General features: G+C 34.4%; 12 protein-coding genes. 4 read left to right on the forward strand and 8 right to left on the reverse strand.

The annotated features are described in order from the left end of the window. Positions 1-46 precede the first annotated feature (46 nt). Together cobN and ABW636_RS10615 are read right to left on the reverse strand one after the other, a co-directional pair. Positions 47-3,793 carry a cobaltochelatase subunit CobN gene (cobN, locus tag ABW636_RS10610; RefSeq protein WP_367589960.1) on the reverse strand — a complete coding sequence of 1,249 codons (3,747 nt, stop codon included), beginning with the start codon at positions 3,791-3,793 and terminating at the stop codon, positions 47-49. Further along, positions 3,784-5,106: a cobyrinic acid a,c-diamide synthase CobB gene (locus tag ABW636_RS10615; protein WP_367589961.1), complete on the reverse strand. Its 1,323-nt coding sequence runs from the start codon at positions 5,104-5,106 to the stop codon at positions 3,784-3,786. The genes cobN and ABW636_RS10615 overlap by 10 nt, the downstream gene beginning before the upstream one ends. A gap of 237 nt (positions 5,107-5,343) precedes the next feature. On the opposite strand from ABW636_RS10615, the gene ABW636_RS10620 reads away from it, so the two are divergent. From ABW636_RS10620 to ABW636_RS10635, 4 genes are all read left to right on the forward strand, one after another. Continuing rightward, positions 5,344-8,178, forward strand: a complete 2,835-nt coding sequence (locus ABW636_RS10620) for a carboxypeptidase-like regulatory domain-containing protein (protein ID WP_367589962.1) — start codon at positions 5,344-5,346, stop codon at positions 8,176-8,178. Positions 8,179-8,180: 2 nt separating this feature from the next. Further along, entirely contained in the window at positions 8,181-12,749 is a 4,569-nt protein-coding gene (locus ABW636_RS10625) for a TonB-dependent receptor plug domain-containing protein (protein WP_367589963.1), read from the forward strand. Positions 12,750-13,073: 324 nt separating this feature from the next. Further along, positions 13,074-13,865, forward strand: a complete 792-nt coding sequence (locus ABW636_RS10630; RefSeq protein ID WP_367589965.1) for a class I SAM-dependent methyltransferase — start codon at positions 13,074-13,076, stop codon at positions 13,863-13,865. A gap of 2 nt (positions 13,866-13,867) precedes the next feature. After that, a complete protein-coding gene (locus tag ABW636_RS10635; protein ID WP_367589966.1) occupies positions 13,868-14,575 on the forward strand; it encodes a hypothetical protein in 708 nt (235 codons plus the stop codon). 99 nt (positions 14,576-14,674) lie between these two features. On the opposite strand, the gene ABW636_RS10640 is transcribed toward ABW636_RS10635, so the two are convergent. From ABW636_RS10640 to ABW636_RS10665, 6 genes are all read right to left on the reverse strand, one after another. Further along, positions 14,675-16,339 carry an AAA family ATPase gene (locus ABW636_RS10640; RefSeq protein ID WP_367589967.1) on the reverse strand — a complete coding sequence of 555 codons (1,665 nt, stop codon included), beginning with the start codon at positions 16,337-16,339 and terminating at the stop codon, positions 14,675-14,677. 85 nt (positions 16,340-16,424) lie between these two features. Beyond that, positions 16,425-16,658, reverse strand: a complete 234-nt coding sequence (locus ABW636_RS10645; RefSeq protein WP_367589968.1) for a hypothetical protein — start codon at positions 16,656-16,658, stop codon at positions 16,425-16,427. Between the two features lie 121 nt (positions 16,659-16,779). Next, a complete protein-coding gene (locus tag ABW636_RS10650; RefSeq protein ID WP_367589969.1) occupies positions 16,780-17,004 on the reverse strand; it encodes a hypothetical protein in 225 nt (74 codons plus the stop codon). 12 nt (positions 17,005-17,016) lie between these two features. Continuing rightward, positions 17,017-17,355, reverse strand: coding sequence for a hypothetical protein (locus ABW636_RS10655; RefSeq protein WP_367589970.1), 339 nt, complete (start codon positions 17,353-17,355; stop codon positions 17,017-17,019). A 38-nt stretch (positions 17,356-17,393) separates the two neighbouring features. Continuing rightward, positions 17,394-17,645 carry a DUF4236 domain-containing protein gene (locus ABW636_RS10660; protein ID WP_367589971.1) on the reverse strand — a complete coding sequence of 84 codons (252 nt, stop codon included), beginning with the start codon at positions 17,643-17,645 and terminating at the stop codon, positions 17,394-17,396. An 83-nt stretch (positions 17,646-17,728) separates the two neighbouring features. Beyond that, positions 17,729-18,079: a YegP family protein gene (locus tag ABW636_RS10665; RefSeq protein WP_367589973.1), complete on the reverse strand. Its 351-nt coding sequence runs from the start codon at positions 18,077-18,079 to the stop codon at positions 17,729-17,731. Positions 18,080-18,281 lie beyond the last annotated feature (202 nt).

Below are 18,281 nucleotides of genomic sequence, written 5' to 3' on the forward strand. Positions count from 1 at the left end.
TCAATTCAGTTAACGGTAAAATCATTTAAGAACTGGTATAAAAACCTCATTCAACCAATCCTTCACCTTCCATATACAATTCTTCTAATTGGGTTTTAATTTCATCAGAAGGATTTGCCCACATACCCCTTTGTATGGCTTCGAGTAGTCGTTCACTCATATCTTTAAGAGCCCAGGGATTATTTTGTTGTATAAATTCTTTGTTTTCTGGAGTCAGTAAATAACTTTCTGTAATACCTTCGTACATAAAATCATCGATAAGATTGGTGGTTGCATCATAGGCAAACAGGTAATCTAGGGTGGCAGCCATTTCGAAAGCTCCTTTGTACCCATGTCTTTGTACACCCTTGATCCATTTTGGATTCACTACTCTAGAACGGTATACTTTTAGCAATTCTTCTTTCAATGTTTTTATTTTAGGAGTTTCGGGTCTCGAGTGATCTCCAAAATAAATCTCGGCTTCATCACCTTTAGTTGCTTTTACCGCATTTGCCAATCCCCCATGAAATTGGTAATAATCATCACTATCCAGAATGTCGTGTTCCCTATTATCTTGATTTTGCATGACAATTTGCATGGCTTGCAATCTATTTTGAAAAGATTCATGTGCAGAAACTCCTTTTTTAGAGTTACCATAGGCATATCCACTCCAATTGATATATACTTTGGCAAGATCTTCTTGTGTTTGCCAGTTTTTCTCATCAATTACGGCTTGTAGTCCTGCTCCGTACGCACCAGGTTTAGATCCAAATACTCTATACAAGGCACGTTGCGAGGCTTCTTCCTGTGGTAGACCTTGTTCTTGCCATTGATTTTGTTCTTCTAAAAAACGTTTTCGAATCGGGTTATCTTCTATGGGTTCATCGAGGTTTGCCAAACGTGCAACTACAGCATTAAACAGATTGATCACATCTGGGAAAGCATCTCTAAAAAAACCTGAGATTCTAAGCGTAACATCTACTCTTGGTCTCCCCAATTTGATGAGTGGTACTACCTCAAAATCTGTTACTCTACGATTTGCATTTTTCCAAATAGGCCGAACACCCATTAGTGCAAATGCCTGTGCAATATCATCTCCTCCTGTACGCATGGTAGATGTACCCCAAACAGAAACCCCGATCGTTTCTGGATAGTCTCCATTTTCTTGTAAATATCGATCGATAATCAACTGGGCACTTTTCTCTCCGAGACGATATGCTGTTTCGGTAGGAATAGTACGTACATCTACAGAATAGAAATTTCGCCCTGTTGGTAATAAATCTAATCGACCTCTAGTAGGCGCTCCAGAAGGACCAGAGGGCACATAATGACCATTTAAACCATCTAATAAAAACTGTAATTCGTCGGTGGTCTGCTGTACTTTTTGTAAGGTGTTATTTTTAATAACTTGCAGCATTTCACTTAATAATGGATAAGACTTTGGTAGTATTCCATTTTCAAGAAATTGGATTAGAAGCTTTTTTGCAATAGTTTCTAATTGAGCAACAACTTGTCCCGCTGTTTTGCAAAAAGCGCCTTCAATGGTAAGGTTCATCTCTTCTGTATAGGGGATTTCTAGTATATTTTCTTTGATGCCCAAATCTTTTGCAAGCACTTGTGTAATTCCTTCTTGGTGATAGCCCGGTACACGATGCAATGCAATGAGTAAATCAATTAATTGCTCATCGACAGGCGCTTTTCCGAAGATATGTAACCCATCTCTAATCTGTGCTTCTTTCAGCTCACATAAATATCCATCTAGTTTTACTAATAATTCATCTACATCATCAGACGAAATCCCTAAATCTACATTTAGCTTCGTTTCCTTTACCAATAGGGCAATTTCTTTTTCAAGTACTCGAGATCGTTTCGGGTCTAAAGAAGAGGCTTCGTAGTATTCATCAACCAAATGTTCTAATTTCATCAAACTACCATAACTTTCTGCTCTAGTCATTGGTGGGATCAAATGATCTATAATCACGGCTTGGTTTCTTCTTTTTGCTTGCGTTCCTTCTCCCGGGTCATTAATGATAAAAGGGTAGAAGTGTGGTAAGGCTCCAAACACAGCTGCCGGGAAACAAGATGCTGGATCTAGCGATACGCTTTTACCGGGCAACCACTCGAGATTACCATGTTTTCCTAAATGAATGACCGCATCTGCATGATATTCTTGTTGTAACCAAAAATAATACGCCAAATATTGATAGGTAGGTGGTAAATCGGGAGAATGATAAATTGCTTGTGGATCTTGATTATATCCTCTGGAAGGTTGGATACTAACAAAAATATTTCCTACTAAAAACCCTGATACGATAAAACCAGTACCTGTAAAATAGGGATCCTCTTCTGGTGTGCCCCATTGTTCTATTACTTTTTCTCGTAACCCTTTTGATAATGCCGAAAAACAATTTTGAAAATCTTTGTGGTCAAAAACCAACGAATGAGGTCGAGTCATCGTTGTTGCCACATCGTTGGTAGTCATTTGTGTAATCCAATGCATTAATTCGGTACCACTGGTTGGTAACTGCTCACCTACATCATATCCTTTGGTTTTAAGAGCATCTAATAAAACGATACAACTTTCTGGGGTATCTAATCCTACGCCGTTTGCCAGGCGACTATCTTTATTGGGGTAGTTGGGTAAAATAACCGCTACTTTTTTTTCGCTATTCTTTTTATATTGTAATGTGGCCCATCGCTGTGCCAGTTCGGCCATAAATTCGCAAGCAGGGATATGCGCCTCGTATTTTAAGATCGAACTATCGGTAAGGTCATCTTTTTCGACTTCTTTTTTAAAGGAAACGGCACGACCAATGATACGTCCATCAATTTCTGGCAAAGCAATATTCATGGCAATATCTGTAGGTGGTAATCCAAAAAGTCCTTCTTCCCAAACTTCTTTATTTGCGGTAGAGAATATGGCTTGTAGGACGGGTACTTTTATTTTTTCAAAAATAAACTCAGAACCATCCATGGGTTTGATGGTAAATCCTGTGGTATTAATAATGGTATGTATGGTGCGCTTACCAGTATTGGTCATCAATCGTTCTACCTGCTCTAATAGTTTAGCATCTCTAAGGTTACTGGCAAAAACAACGAATGCATTCATTTTACGAGCATTTAATGCTTCACTCATTGCTTGTAGTGGTGACATATTATCGGCTAGATAATGGGTACGATATGCCAGTAATACTACATTGGGTTTGTCACTATTCAAAGAGGATGCTAGCATTTCTTGAGTAACCATTCCAGCATCTATAGTATATAAAAATACATCGGCGATTGACTGGGCCGGAGCAATATCGATGTTGGTATCAAAAAAGGTGTTTCGTAGATAGTTAAGGAATGCTATCGCATTTTCTTTTCCTCCTTCTTGCAGATATTGTCGAGATTGATGTACAATTTGTATCTCTGCAGAAGATAATTTCATCAATTCAAAATCGGGTTCGTGAGCAGGTAAAAATAAAACAGTGTTACCAACGCGTTCTTGTAGCGTAACCAATGATTCTACTAAGTATTTGTAATAGCTAAGTCCTCCTAACATACTACACACAATTACCTTTGCTTTTTCGAGTACTTCTTCGAGATAGGTATCGATCGTTAGTTCTTGTTTTAGGTAAACAAGGTTGGTCATTCGCAGGCTTGGTAAGGTGTCACCTTCTGCCTTATGTAATTCTTTATATGCCTCGTTTATGGTATGAATTTCAGTATCACCAGCACTTAAAAAAACGATGTCTCCTGGTTGTTGTTCTATATAAAAAATCCCATCATCATTAGGGTTCCACCCTCCGGGTATGGTTGCGATTAGATGCATATATTTTCTTGTTTTAACCCAAACTCTGTAGTAGGATTTATTGCTGCCCAATACAAATGAATGTAGCTTGCATAAACGTTTTTATATCTATAAATTTTTGTGGTAACTTCTTTTTCTCTCGCCGAAAATACCTGGGCTACGGTTGCTATTTCATCATCGTTCAGTATGCTGGAATAATGAAATTCATGTCCCCAGATTTCTATAGTATTAAATAGCACTTTTCGATAACCTAACGATAGTTTCTTATGCTCCATAGAAGTACTAAACTCAAATACACCTGCCATTGGGTGTGCTGCTCCATTCTCATCTATAATCGAGTTTCCCAAATACATCATCCCTCCACATTCGGCAAAGATTTTTACTCCTCGATTTGCTGCTTCTTTAATTTGGGTTCTCATCTGGGTATTCTGAGATAGTTCTTGCAGGTATAATTCTGGATAACCACCTGCCAAATATATATAATCTGCTTCAGGAAGTATGGTATCTTTTATAGGGCTGAAGTAAACTATATTTCCTATGGTTTCTAACCATTTTAAATTTTCTAAATAGGTAAAACTAAAGGCAGCATCTTTGGCAATTGCAATGGTTTTGGCTTTGACTTTGGGAGTTGTTTTTTGAGTCTTTATTTCTCTTCGAAAACTTTGAGTGTTTTGCGATAGCTCTAAAAGATCTTGAATAGAAATATGATCTGCAATATGTGTAGCTGCTTTTTCAATAACGGTTTCAAAGGTATCGTCTATATGCAATCCTAAATGCCGAGACGGGATGTTAATGTCATCATTAGGCGGAATGTATCCCAGAGATTGAATACCTACCGTATCACAGGCTTCTTTTAGAAAAGCATAGTGCGAAGCTGTTTTTACAAAATTGAAAATAACTCCTGCTATCTTCACCTCGGGATCAAAAGTTTTTAACCCATGTAAAATGGGCGCGATTGTATACGCCATACTACTGGCATTAACCACCAAAATAACCGGAATATCCAATAATTTGGCAATCGATGCCGAGCTGCCGTGATCTTTTACGGCCCCATCAAACAATCCCATGACACCTTCTACAATACTAATATCGGCTTGCTGTTGATATTTTTTGAAAACCTCGATTACATGATCTTCAGGCATCATTATGGTATCCAGATTAACAGCGGCTTGTCGCGCTGCAGTACTATGATGTATGGTGTCGATATAATCTGGTCCACATTTAAAAGGTTGTACACTATACCCTTGATTAACAAACCAACGAGACAAACCCAGTGTAAGGGTTGTTTTTCCTGAGTTGCTCCAGGGGGCCGCGATTAAAAATGCTTTGGACATGGATTAAAAAGAATATAGAAATTAGGATCAAAGATAACGTAGCAGATCATAGATCACAATAGGAAGTGTAAAAATGCTAGATTTTGTGATACTATATAAATCTTTGATATCTCAAATAAGTACACTTTACTCAATCAAAATTATGTTTCACTCATTTTTAGTTTAAACTGTATAGTAACAATGGTACTTTTGGCAACATAAAAGAAAATTAAACGTATAGCAAAACTTTACCCTACGATGAGAAATAGATTACGAATACTACTACTTGTTTTTTTATGGATCCCCTTAATAAGCTATGGTCAGGAAGGTATTGTATCGGGAGTTTTATTACATGATGATGGTAACCCATTACCTGGAGCTAATATCTATGTGAAAGGAGGTAGTCTTAGTACTTTAACAGATTTTGATGGAAATTATAGGATAGAATGCAAGGTTGGCGACATACTTGTTTTTTCTTTTGTAGGTTTGTTAAACAAAGAAGTGGTGGTAACTCCCGAAATGTTTAATGGGGTATCAGAAAGAGGCATATCATATATTTCTGTAGCACCAGTAACTTCTGATGCGTATGCTAAAGCTGTTAAGAATATTAAAAAGGCAGCGTATACTATTCAAACTGTTGAGAATTCTAATACCACTTATAATAAGAATAACTCCTATTTTCAGTACAATAGAATTAAAGGGATAGCTATAGAGAAGGATAAAGTAAACTTAACATACTTCCGTCCAGATGTATATTTTGAGGTTGGCTATCGGCCAAGTTTTGGAGTTCGATATATAAGAGATAAAAACCTTCCAGAATTGCAGCGATCTTATAGTCAGGGAACTCCTCTAAATGGAGCACTTTCTTTTCAGGGAGCCGAAACAGGTAACATTTTTTCATATGGGCCTTTACTAAATACACTCGAATTTGATGGAAATACATATTTGTATGATAGTAATGGAGCATTGGTAAATACCGGTACAGGCAACGGAAATCCATCGAGTAGTTATGATAATTCTTTATTAGAAACCACATATAACAATTCTCACAAAGTATTTTTTAATATTTCAACAGATGCAGAACTCTTTGGGTTTGATTTTTTAAATGAAAATTCTAAAGACATATACGATAGAGAACGAAGTACTAATAATAGGTTAATGGCGAGCTATAAAAAGAAAAAACTGTACAATACTATGGGGTGGAATTCTTTTATTACCTATCGAACCATTAGGAATAATAAACCTAATAGTAACGGTTTTCAAAATAACCTTCTTCTTAATCAATGGGCCACACCACCTTCTTTTAGCAATCAGCAGGGAACCATACTACCTGATAATAGTCAAAGGAGTTTTAGCACATCGTTTAACAATCCTCTATGGTTACTAAATAATCATCGTAATATGATAAAAGACCGATCTTTTACTGCCAGTATTCAGAATGATATGGATATTACAAAAGAGATAGGTTTAGAAAGTAAATTAAGTTATAACTATACTAAACAAAAGCAAGAATTTGGAGTAACAAAAGGAACAGTTGGTTTTGAAAATGGTTTTTTGAGTCATAAAGATATTGAGACTCAAAACATAAATGCTGTAATTAACTTTGATTATTCCGGATACCTTAACAATAATAAGATTGGATTAAAATCGATCGTTCATTACAACTATGATGATTTAAAGTTTTTATTTCAGCAATCTTCTGGTTTCGAAAATTTTACATTTAATAACCCTTTAAGTAGTCTAGAAATCAATCAATCAATATCCAGAAATACCGTTAGACTACTACATCAATTTCGATATGAGATACATAACGCCTGGGAATTTAAGTTCATGAATAACTCTTATTATTCATCTATTCAGGATAATAATTGGTTTTTGCCATCCTTATCTCTAAAGGTTGATCTGAAAGAATTATTCAATATATATGGTATTAATAAACTTTTGATATCTTCTAATACTTCATTTGATATCAATGACAACCCTCTTTATTATAGTAATTTAAGTCACAATAGTCTGTTGATAGCTCCAGAAGAAAGTTTAACCAATACATCAAACAATGATTTATTTATTGATGCTTCGATTGATCTTGAGAAGAAAGAGAATTACGAACTAAATGCATCCTTTGGTCTTTATCTTTTAGGAGGTAATACAAACGTTGATATTACTTATTATGATTCAAAAACAAAAGGAAGTGTATTTCCTGTTATAGATAATGGTGTTTTTCAATTAAGAAATGTAGCCGATATACGAACCAAAGGCTTCGAATTTACTATCGATTCAAGAATAAGGTTAGGCGATGAGTTTTATTACCAGCCAACTATATCTTTTTCTACCTATAACACCGAGACGCTAGAAGTGGCAGATAATTCTGCACGAATACCGATAGCAGGATTTTCTACGGTTTCGAAAAATTTGATAGTAGGAGAGTCTGCAGGGGTACTTATTGGGTCTGCGTATGCACGAGATAACCAAAATAATGTGATTATTGGTGATGATGGATTTCCTATGGTGGCGGCAACTCCGCAAATAATTGGAGATCCAGTCCCAGATTATAATATTGGGATTAACAATACTTTTGAATGGAAAAAATTAGAACTTAACGTAGTTGTAGATGTTCAAAAAGGAGGAGATATCTGGAACGGAACCCAAAATGTATTGAATTACCTGGGAACATCTGAGCAATCTGCTGTAGAACGAAATACCAACAATTATGTTTTTGCTGGAGTTGATCAACAAGGAAATGCAAATACAATCCCAGTAGATTTTTACAACCCAAATAATCCAATTTCTGAAAATCGATTTGTACGCTATGGCTTTGCAGGTGTTGCAGAAGAAGCAATTGTAGACGCAAGTTATATCAACATAAAGTCGGTAGATATTTCATACACACTTTTTGATGATAATGATAACAAAGAACGTTTTTTACGAGAATGTAGATTAGGAGTATACGCAAAGAATATATATACATGGTCAAAATATAGAGGTCATACGCCTTATAGTAGCCTTTATGGGAATTCATCTGGTCAGGAGCTTAATTTTTTTAATACCCCGCTTCAGAGCGAGATTGGGCTCACCTTAAAGTTAAAAATATAGATATGAAAGAATCAGGATATAAATTGCTAGTAGTAGGTATCGCCCTATTTTTTATGGGTTTATCGATGCCATTAAAAGCTCAGGAAGTAGAAGACTGTGTGATAGAAAAGATATATACGCAAACCGATAGACCTTTTTATTTTCCGGGAGAAACTATTTGGTTTAAATCTTATGTGGTAGGTATGGATAATACCATTTCGACATTAAGTGATATCATGTATGCCGAATTAATTTCACCACAGGGAAGCACTGTAAAAACAATCAAATTATCGATTCACCAGGGATATGCTTATGGTGATTTTACAATCGATAAAGATTGGGTTGGTGGTATCTATAGCATTAGAACGTTTACCAATTGGATGCATAATTATGAAAAAGAAGCGGTATTTACCAAGAAGATTACGGTACAAAAAATAGTAAAACCTAATGTACTTTTATCCTTAGAGTTTGAAAAAGAAGGATACGGAAAATCATCATGGGTTACTGCAAATTTTGATATTAAGGATTTAAAAAACAACCCAATAAGCAATACAGATGTTACGTATAAAGTATCTGTAAAAGGAAACGTTATCCAATCAAAAAATATACTTACCAATATAGAAGGAAAAGCAAACATACGATTTCAACTTCCTGATAACTTAGCATCACGAGATGTAGTCTTAATTGTTCAAATTCCTCATAAAGGAACTACAGAATCCATTTCTAAAAGTGTTCCTGTTGTTTTGAATACGATAGACCTACAATTCTTTCCGGAAAGCGGAAAACTATTAGAAGGTATTAAAAGCCAAGTGGCTTTTAAGGCGATAGACGAATTTGGAAAACCTGTAGCTGTAGAAGGAAATATTATAAATAATAGCGGGACTGTGGTAACATCGTTTGCTAGTTTTCATGATGGGATGGGATCTTTTTACCTTACCCCTGTTACAAACCAAAAATATTATGCAGAAATAAAAGCTCCATTCACTTCAGAAGAAAGAATATCGTTTCCTAAAATTTATAAAGATGGGGTAAATTTTGCCGTAAGTTCTGATTCCTTGGTCACAAAACTTCATGTACATTCTACATTAACAAAACCATTGTATTTAGAAGTTTCTAATGCCTGTAAGATACTATTAAAACAAACTATCAAAAGTGGGCAGGATATCATTGATATTGATACACAGAAGTTTCCCATTGGAATTACAACATTTAGTATTACCGACAAAAATCAAAACCCATTAGCAGAACGACTGGTTTTTATCAATGCACATAAACAGCTAACTATTGATGTACAATTGGACAAGGAAATTTATCAAACTCGTGAAAAGGTAAAAGTAGCTATATTCACAAAAGATAAGGACAATTGTCCCGTTCCTTCAAATTTGTCTATTGCAATTGCAGATAATAAACTATTGTCTTTTGCAAATGATAAACAAGATCATATTTTATCGTACCTATTATTGTCATCTGAATTAAAGGGAAGCATATATAAACCGAGCTTCTATTTTAATCCAAAAGAGAAAAAATCGTATCAAGCAATAGATTATGTGATGTTAACCCATGGCTGGAGGAATTATATGCTGAAACCAATTCCTATTGAAGAAGCCCAATATAAACCTGAGCAATTGGCAACTCAATCAGGAAAAGTGGTTGATCGTAAAGGAAACCCGGTAGCAGCTACTTTGTTATTGTTTGATGAACAAGGAAATAAAGTCTTAGTCTTTAAAAGCGACAGTAACGGTGATTTTTCTTTTAAGTTCGATAAAAGCCATCGGTTAACTTTAATCGCCTATGCAGAAGATGGTAGGAAGCTAGAAATTGTCGAACACACAAAAACAAATGGTTTTTTCAATACCATTGCTGTTGAAACTACTAAGGAAGCTTCTATAGAAGGTAAGTATCTACCTTCTAAATTTAATAACCCTGTCAAACAATCGGTAAAGAAGGAAGCAACAGCATCTGTTGCTTTGTCAGCAGATAGTTCGAATCTAGAAGAAATTATGGTTCTAGGATATGGAACCAGTAAAAAGAAACTAGTTAGTACCTCTATAGTTAAAATTGAGACCCATGAAATAGAAAGTAATGAATCTATTGCACAATTATTACAGGGACAAATAGCGGGTGTTACTATTGTAAATGGCAATAGGATTCATGGCAGTGGAGCTAGTATCTCTATAAGAGGAGCTAATTCGATATCAGGAAATAATCAACCGTTAACAGTTATAGATGGTGTTCCCTATGCTACCAATGTTTTGTCAAAACTAAACGGGAATGAAGTAAGCAGTGTTACCGTTTTAAAGAATGCAGCTGCTACTAGTTTGTATGGTAGTGCCGCTGCCAACGGTGTCATTATGGTTACAACAAAAAATCAAAATTTTAATAATAATCGGGGTAAAAAGAAACTAAACAATGCCAAGTATAACAACTATACTATTAGAACTTTTTATAATTACGGGCCTTCTGGCTTGTATCGGGCAAAACAGTTTTATGCTCCTGTTTATCAGGGAGAAAAACTTTCTACAGAGCGTAATGATTTTAGACAAACTATTTATTGGAATCCCGTTGTACAAACCGATGAAAATGGGAAGGCCGAGATTGAGTTTTATAATTCTGATGCAATTACCTCTTTTCAAATTATAGCTGAAGGATTAGGTTATAATGGGTTGGTGGGTAGACAAAAGAAAGTGTATGCGACCAAAAAGCTTTTGAATGTAGATTTTAAAGCCCCTAATTATATGGTACTAAATGATACCATTACTTTACCGGTTACTATAACGAATGAAACCACCCAAAAGATAGCTACAAAGTTAACAGTTGAATTACCAGAGCATCTAAAATTGCTAGAACCTTTTACTGAAAACATAACCATAGAAGCCAATAGTTCGGTAGTTCAGCAGGTAAAGGTTATTCCGATAAAAAAAGCAGAAAAAGTACATATTGCACTTGCATTAGAGTCTGATGAGTTTTCTGATACTATAAAAAGAGAAGCTACGATTCTAAGTCCTTATTTTCCGACCCGGGTTTCTGTTTCTGGAGTCAAATCACAATCCTTCCAGTTTTCCATAGACAATATGGTAAAAGGTAGTCTTAAAGCTAACTTTGCATTATATACAGATATTATAGGTGATGTTATGGATGGTATAGAAGGAATCATAAGAGAACCCTATGGTTGTTTTGAGCAAGTGTCGTCAAGTACCTACCCCAATATTTTGGTGTTAAAGTATCTTAAGGAAACCAATAAAAGTAATCCCGAGATAGAGAAAAAAGCATTAGATTTTATAAAGAAAGGATATAAAAAACTAGCGGCTTATGAAACTGCTCAGGATGGTTTTGAATGGTATGGCGATACCCCTCCTCATGAAGCATTAACAGCCTATGGGTTAATGGAGTTTACAGAGATGAAAGAAGTATATGAAGGAGTTAGTGAACCTATGCTACAAAGAACAATCAAGTATCTGCTAAGTCGTAAAAATGGAAAAGGAGGTTTTAAACAAAACAGAGGGAAGTATGGTTTTTCTGCTGCTCCAGAGAACGTAAACAATGCCTATATTGTATATGCTATAAGCGAATCGGGGGTAGAGGTAGATATCGAAGAAGAGTATAATCATACCTATAATGAGGCGCTAAAAAGTAATGATACCTATAGAATGGCATTGATGGCATGTGCTAGCTTTAACATGGGTAGACTAGAAAATGCAGCGTTATTACTTACTAATATCAAGAAAAATATTGAAAATTATGGTTTCTCTGATTTACCGGTAGATAATACCATTACACGTTCTTATGGAAATGCCAAGAATATCGAAACTGCAGCTTTTTCATTATTGGCATTGATGAAAAAACAAAATTACGATACGTTTTTAGTAACTCAAGGTATTGATTACTTGGTGAGTATGCGCAAACATAATAGATTTGGTTCTACACAATCTACATCAATGGCCTTAAAGGCATTGGTAGTATATACCAGAAGTCAAAAAACTAAAATGATTACCAAGAATGATTTTGTTACGTTAACTCTTAATGGTAAGGTACTAAACAAACAATTAAATAGTTCTAAAAACGGAAAAATTGTCATTGATAATATAGCGTCGTATATTATAGAAGGAAATCAAAATTTGCAAGTTCAGTTTTCAAATCCCGAAATTACATTTCCTTATTCCTTAAACATTACCTATGATAGCTTTTTGCCCAACTCTGCCAAAGATGCTTCATTGGCATTAAAAACTACTATAGCAGATAAAGACTATAAGGTAGGAGATAATGTAAGCATGACGATTGATGTTATCAATAAGAAAAATGAACACCTAGGGATGGTAACTTCGATCATTGGAGTACCTTCTGGAACCACGCCGCAACCGTGGCAGTTAAAAGAACTAGTAGAACAAAATAAGGTAGCTTATTATGAGATATTTGATAATTATCTGGTGTTTTATTGGAGGTCTTTTAAAGCACTAGAAACAAATACTATTCGTTTGGATTTGAAGGCAGATATCGCAGGTAGCTATCAATCACCGGCAAGTACCGCATATTTGTATTATGGCGATGAGTTTAAAACCTGGATTTCTGGAAACAAACTAGAAATTAAGAATTGAGTGTTAAGCTAAAATAATTTTTATTCACAGACAGTAATTTTAGTGAGATTCCGAATTTATTTCAGAATCTCACTATGTTATACCAGTTCCGATTTTAACTTACCCAATACAACTGCATCTTGTTTTCTTATAAATAAATTCAAGTTGAAACTGGTATAAAATATTTATGTCGGTTTATCCCGTTTTATGTATTAGAAAAACTACCCATTTTGGGTGGGAAACATGAATCTACCATACAGTAAGTTTGGCATCATAAAAATATGCTAGAACTTAAAAAAAACTGAATACGATATTTTATAAAATATCTTACTTCTAACTTAAATAATGAGTAAACCAACATATACATTAGATAACAAAAACGAGTCTAATAGATTAGAAAATCAAGCAAAAATGCCTTGCTATGACCCAATTCGTGAACTTGAGGGTATATCGTTTCGAGATACTAGACATTTATTAGATGCAGGTTGCGGCTCTGGTATCGTATCTAGATACTTGATTAATAGATGTGAAAATATTCAAATTGATGCATGTGACCTTTCAGAACAACGAGTAATACAGGCATCCTTATTGTCTAAAAATGATAAGGAGAAAGAAATTCAGTATTTCCAATCATCATTAGAAAATATTCAAAGAAGAAGTGATAATTATGATGCTGTTGTCTGTCGTTTTGTTTTACAACATCTTAAAGATCCTCAAATAGCAGTTAATGAATTGTATAGAGTAATCAAAAAAGGAGGGCGTATCGTTTTAATTGATGTTGATGGTATCTTTTTTAATCTATATAGTCAAAATGAGAAGTTAAACAAGTATTTGGATATCATAAAACAATCTGTTGATTTTGATTTTTACGTAGGAAGAAAATTACCTTCTCTACTAAAAAATTCGGGATTCAAAGATATTCATTATAAGGTAGAAACTATGTATTTTACTGGTGATCAATTACATTTAGAACATAAAAATTATATAGAACGTTTTAGTTTTGTATCTGATGTTTTATATGATATACTAAAAGATAACAATGCTGTTACCGAATTTACTTCTTTGTATTTGGATGAAGTATTAAAGCCAGAAAACACTTTGTTTTACAATAAGTTTATTGTTCAAGCCTCAAAATAGATATGGATACATCGAACTTTCAGATTGTTGTACTAACTCCACCTTTAGAATCCTTAGAAAAAAAAGAGGCTCGATATTATTTTTCTAATATGTGTCAAATGAAACTACAGGGATATCAAGCTGTGCACGGTAAAAAATCACTTCCGCTGGATCATTATGATTATTTAGCATCTCATTTGTTAATTTGTTTAAAAGGTAAAGAACCTACAATAGTATCTGGTTTTCGTTCTTTATCTTATAATAACTGTTTGTCTCATGATATAGAATTTGATTTATTGTTAGAATTTAAAAAATTCGGAAACAAACAATCCCTAGAAGAATTACAAAATTTATTGGCCCAGTGTAATAAAAATAATACAGATATTTTTCATAATTCGAGATGGACTACTTTGCCAGAATATAAGAAAGGAAGAAAATTTCAACTTGATTGTCTTGCTTTAACATATGCTATTATGTATTACCATCATCACCATGCAATAGAAAAACAAGAATGGTTATGTTCTGGTATTAATTCCCTTAAGACAGAAAAAATGCTTTATCGGGCAGGGGGTATACCTTTTGGTAGTTATCCTAGTTATGAACGAGAATGGTGTTTTAGTAAAAATGAGAAATTAACTTTTGTTCATGGTCATAAAAATAGAGATGAATCTCGAATTAAAAAGTATGTAGATAAGCACAAAAAAACCTGGGATGAAAGAATCATAATTTAGAGCAAGGTTAATCAACGACTCTTTATGATAAGAACCTGAAATAAGTTCAGGATGACAGCGAAGTCTATGATAAGCAGTAGATAATTAATTAACTCTTTATCAAAAATCAGAAATGGTATTGTAATTCAGTCGTAATTGTTGTGCCAACTGTTGTGCTTTGCCTAATCGTACAAAACCAGTTTCGGTATCTATAACAGTAGTTTTTTGGATTCGAGCTAGGTACTTTTTATAGGTGTCTACTGCATACTGAAATGGGTTTTGTGCTCCAGTATTTATTTTGCCATCTGTAAAAACAAACAGTTGTACCGTTTGTGTATTGATGGATCGTATCAATTCATACACCTTAAAAAAAGCGGCGCCCAAATTGGTTTTACCTCCTGTTTTTAATTGATAATTGGTTGCTGAAACTTGCTGCGTATTGGATGTAAATTCCTGAACTATTTTTGCTGTAGTCCCTTGTAAACCTACAATAGCATATTGTACTTTTTTAAAGGGTTGAGCAGTAATTGTTTTTTCGATGACTCCTTTTAGATATCCTATTTGTTGATCTATTGCCATAGAGGCACTGGTGTCTATCAAAAATACAATATTGGCAGTTGCCTTTTTGTTTGCTTGCTGATATATCACAGTAAATTTACCTGTACTAAGGTAATTCTTAATCGATTTAATTACCGAAATTTCGGGTTGTCGTTGTGCAGGATAGGATACCGATTGTTGATCATGTATGGCTTCTAATTTAATATCTTGTTTTTTGGAAGCTTTTGGAGTCGAAAATTTTAGACCTTGTTGTACCACTTTCGGTAACTGAAAAGAAGCAGTACTTTGCCCATTTTGAGTGGTTGTTTCTTCTTCTGAAGTAGGGTTATCCCGATTAGAAGGTGTTTCCTTATCTTGATCAGAAGGAGGAGTATATTCTTTTGCACGATGTTGTAATACAAAAGGTGCTATGGTATCCACCATTTCTAAGGTTACTTCTGCCTGATTAAGATAGGCCGCATAAGCCCTTGCTGTTTTTAGTAATAAGATATCAGCACGCATTCCCTCTACTTGATTAGCAATCGTTAAAGCCGCACATCGCTCTTGTACGATTTCAGAAATGGTAATTGTATTTAATTGTTGTTTTGCTAAAAGAACCTGCTTCTTAATTGTCTGCTCTTCGGTTTCAAATTGCTTATAAAATGTAACAGGATCACTATCAAAATCAAGGCGTTGCATGGCAATTTTGGTACGTGTTTTTACATCTTTTGGTGTCTGTATGGTGACACTTAATCCAAACCTGTCTAATAACTGCGGGCGTAATGCCCCTTCTTCAGGGTTCATGGTTCCTACCAAACAAAAACGACTATCTATCCATTGGGAGATCCCTTCTCGTTCCAGGTGATATCCCCCGGTAGCAGAAGCGTCCAACAATACATCCATCAAATAGTCATTTAGTAGATTGACTTCGTCGATATATAAAAACCCCTGATGTGCTTGTGCTAATAATCCTTTGTCTACAATCGTAGTTTTTTGATTGATCAACGCTTCCAGATTAATACTGCCTAATACCCGATCCTCTGTAGCTCCAATGGGTAGATTTACAAAAGGAAAATCTGTGCCCATCAATTGACTTAATCCACGTACCATAGTGGTTTTGGCAGTTCCTTTGTCTCCTGTAGCTAATACCCCACCAATACTAGGATCAATAAGGTTAAGTAACAAACAGAGTTTTAGATCTTCCTGGTTAAGAATAGCAGTAAAGGGATATATATATTTGGATTGCATCAGTGGCTGTGATTTTGATCATAACTGATGGTAAAAGTACGGAAATATATTCGTGGCATATAAAAAATCCTCATGTCTATAAGTTCTATTTCTTATCCCATCCTATTACTTTATTGTTTTCTAAAGTAATTTTTAGAGCATATCTATTCTCTCCTGTTTTTTCATATTTCCAAATTTCTTTAGTTTTTGTTTTTAAAATTTGTTCACTTATGTCTTTAGGGTAACCCAATGAATCTCGCAATTCTCTTTTTGTTTGACCAATCCAATATGATCCTTGCATCAATTTTTCAACCAATTCTGTGTTTTTATACTTTTTCATAAGCCTTTCTCTCTTAATTTTGTCATTGTAATAGACAAACACGAAAAAAATAATTATAAATAATGGAATCCAGTAGTACCAGGTCATTTGCTTAAATTTACTTTATTAATTATTGTATTCTCTAATCCTCCCAACCACACAAAGTTCTCTCTTCTTTTTTAGCATCTTTTAGAGATACTTCGGATATATCGGTAGAGCACTTTGATAACCCTCTACAATTCTCATCATAATGGTATTTTTTACTTTTAGGTCCCTTACAGATATACACGTGTTTATCTGCTTCTATTGTTAAGATAGAAGGCGCCATTACTGTTATCGCGAATAAGTGAATTAATAGTTTACTCATCATTTTTTATTATTAGTTACAATTACACCCTTTACCTACTATCCATCGACAACATGAATCTTTGAGACATTGTGCTTTATTTTTTCCTGAACATCCACAATTAGCAGTTGTTGGACAATTATTTGTGACTTCATTCCTTAAATGTTCACAAGCTATCCCATCACTATCATGATCTAAATCGTTTCTACATTCGGGATCTGCATCAAATGCTCTTTGTGCCTCTTGTTGGAATTTATAATCCTCGCAATTAGTATCCATGCAATTTGTTGACTCTGGTGTTGCACAAGAAACGCAAGCCAATTGTAAAACTAATGTGAGTGGTAAGAGAGGGATGGCGTATTGAATTTTCATGTAATAATCTCAGTTTTTGATGGTGTTGATTTGTTTTTTTAAATAGAGAAAAATAGAATAGAAAATAAGGTCACTTTAATACTAATTAGGATAACAAATAAGAGCAAACATCCTTTTCTTTTCTTAAATGATTTCTTATAAGACAACCCTGTGATTCCTGATTTGATCGAATATCCTCTGGAACTTATAGATCCTATTTTGGATCGGTAACTAGGAGAAATGCCAGATTTACTAATATTCAGTCCAAATCCTTTACCAAGTTTAATACGTTTATAATATTTGAAGGCCATTCTTGTTTATATAAATAAAAGGTTGCTCAGAAAAGTTGTTTTTTTAATTTTCAACATTTAAGAACAACCTTTTGCATTCTCAATTAATTCACAACTCCTATAGTTGCATCTTCTATCCCTGCTTTTGGAGCATTAGTTTTTACAGATTCTATACCATTATCTCTAGACGCTTTGGTGGTGTACATTTCACTTTTTCCTATAATTTCCCCATTAGTCGCCTTTAGGTTGAAATAAAACTGTCCGTTTTTAGCTTCTTTTCGATTATATCTCTCATCTGTTGGAGCATTGGTTTTTACAGATTCGATACCGTTTTTACACCCTTGCTTTGTGGTATACATTTCACTACTTAAAATAACTTGACCATTTAATGCATGTAGATTAAAAAAGAATTGATTGTTTTTACTTTCTTTAATTTGAAATTTTGGATTACTCATTTTTTGCGATTTAAATTCATGATTAATTTCTAATACAAAATTCGCTGATAATCACTTGCAGGACAATCGTTAGATCTTAGTATATTGTATCCATAGAATTGAGGATATTTTTAAATATGACGCCTTCTTTTTACGATTTTATATACCAGTTTTAAACACAAAAAAGCAACTCTTTGAGTTGCTTTTTAGAATAGAACCAATC

The organism is Aquimarina discodermiae (assembly GCF_040786235.1).
Classification (GTDB): domain Bacteria; phylum Bacteroidota; class Bacteroidia; order Flavobacteriales; family Flavobacteriaceae; genus Aquimarina.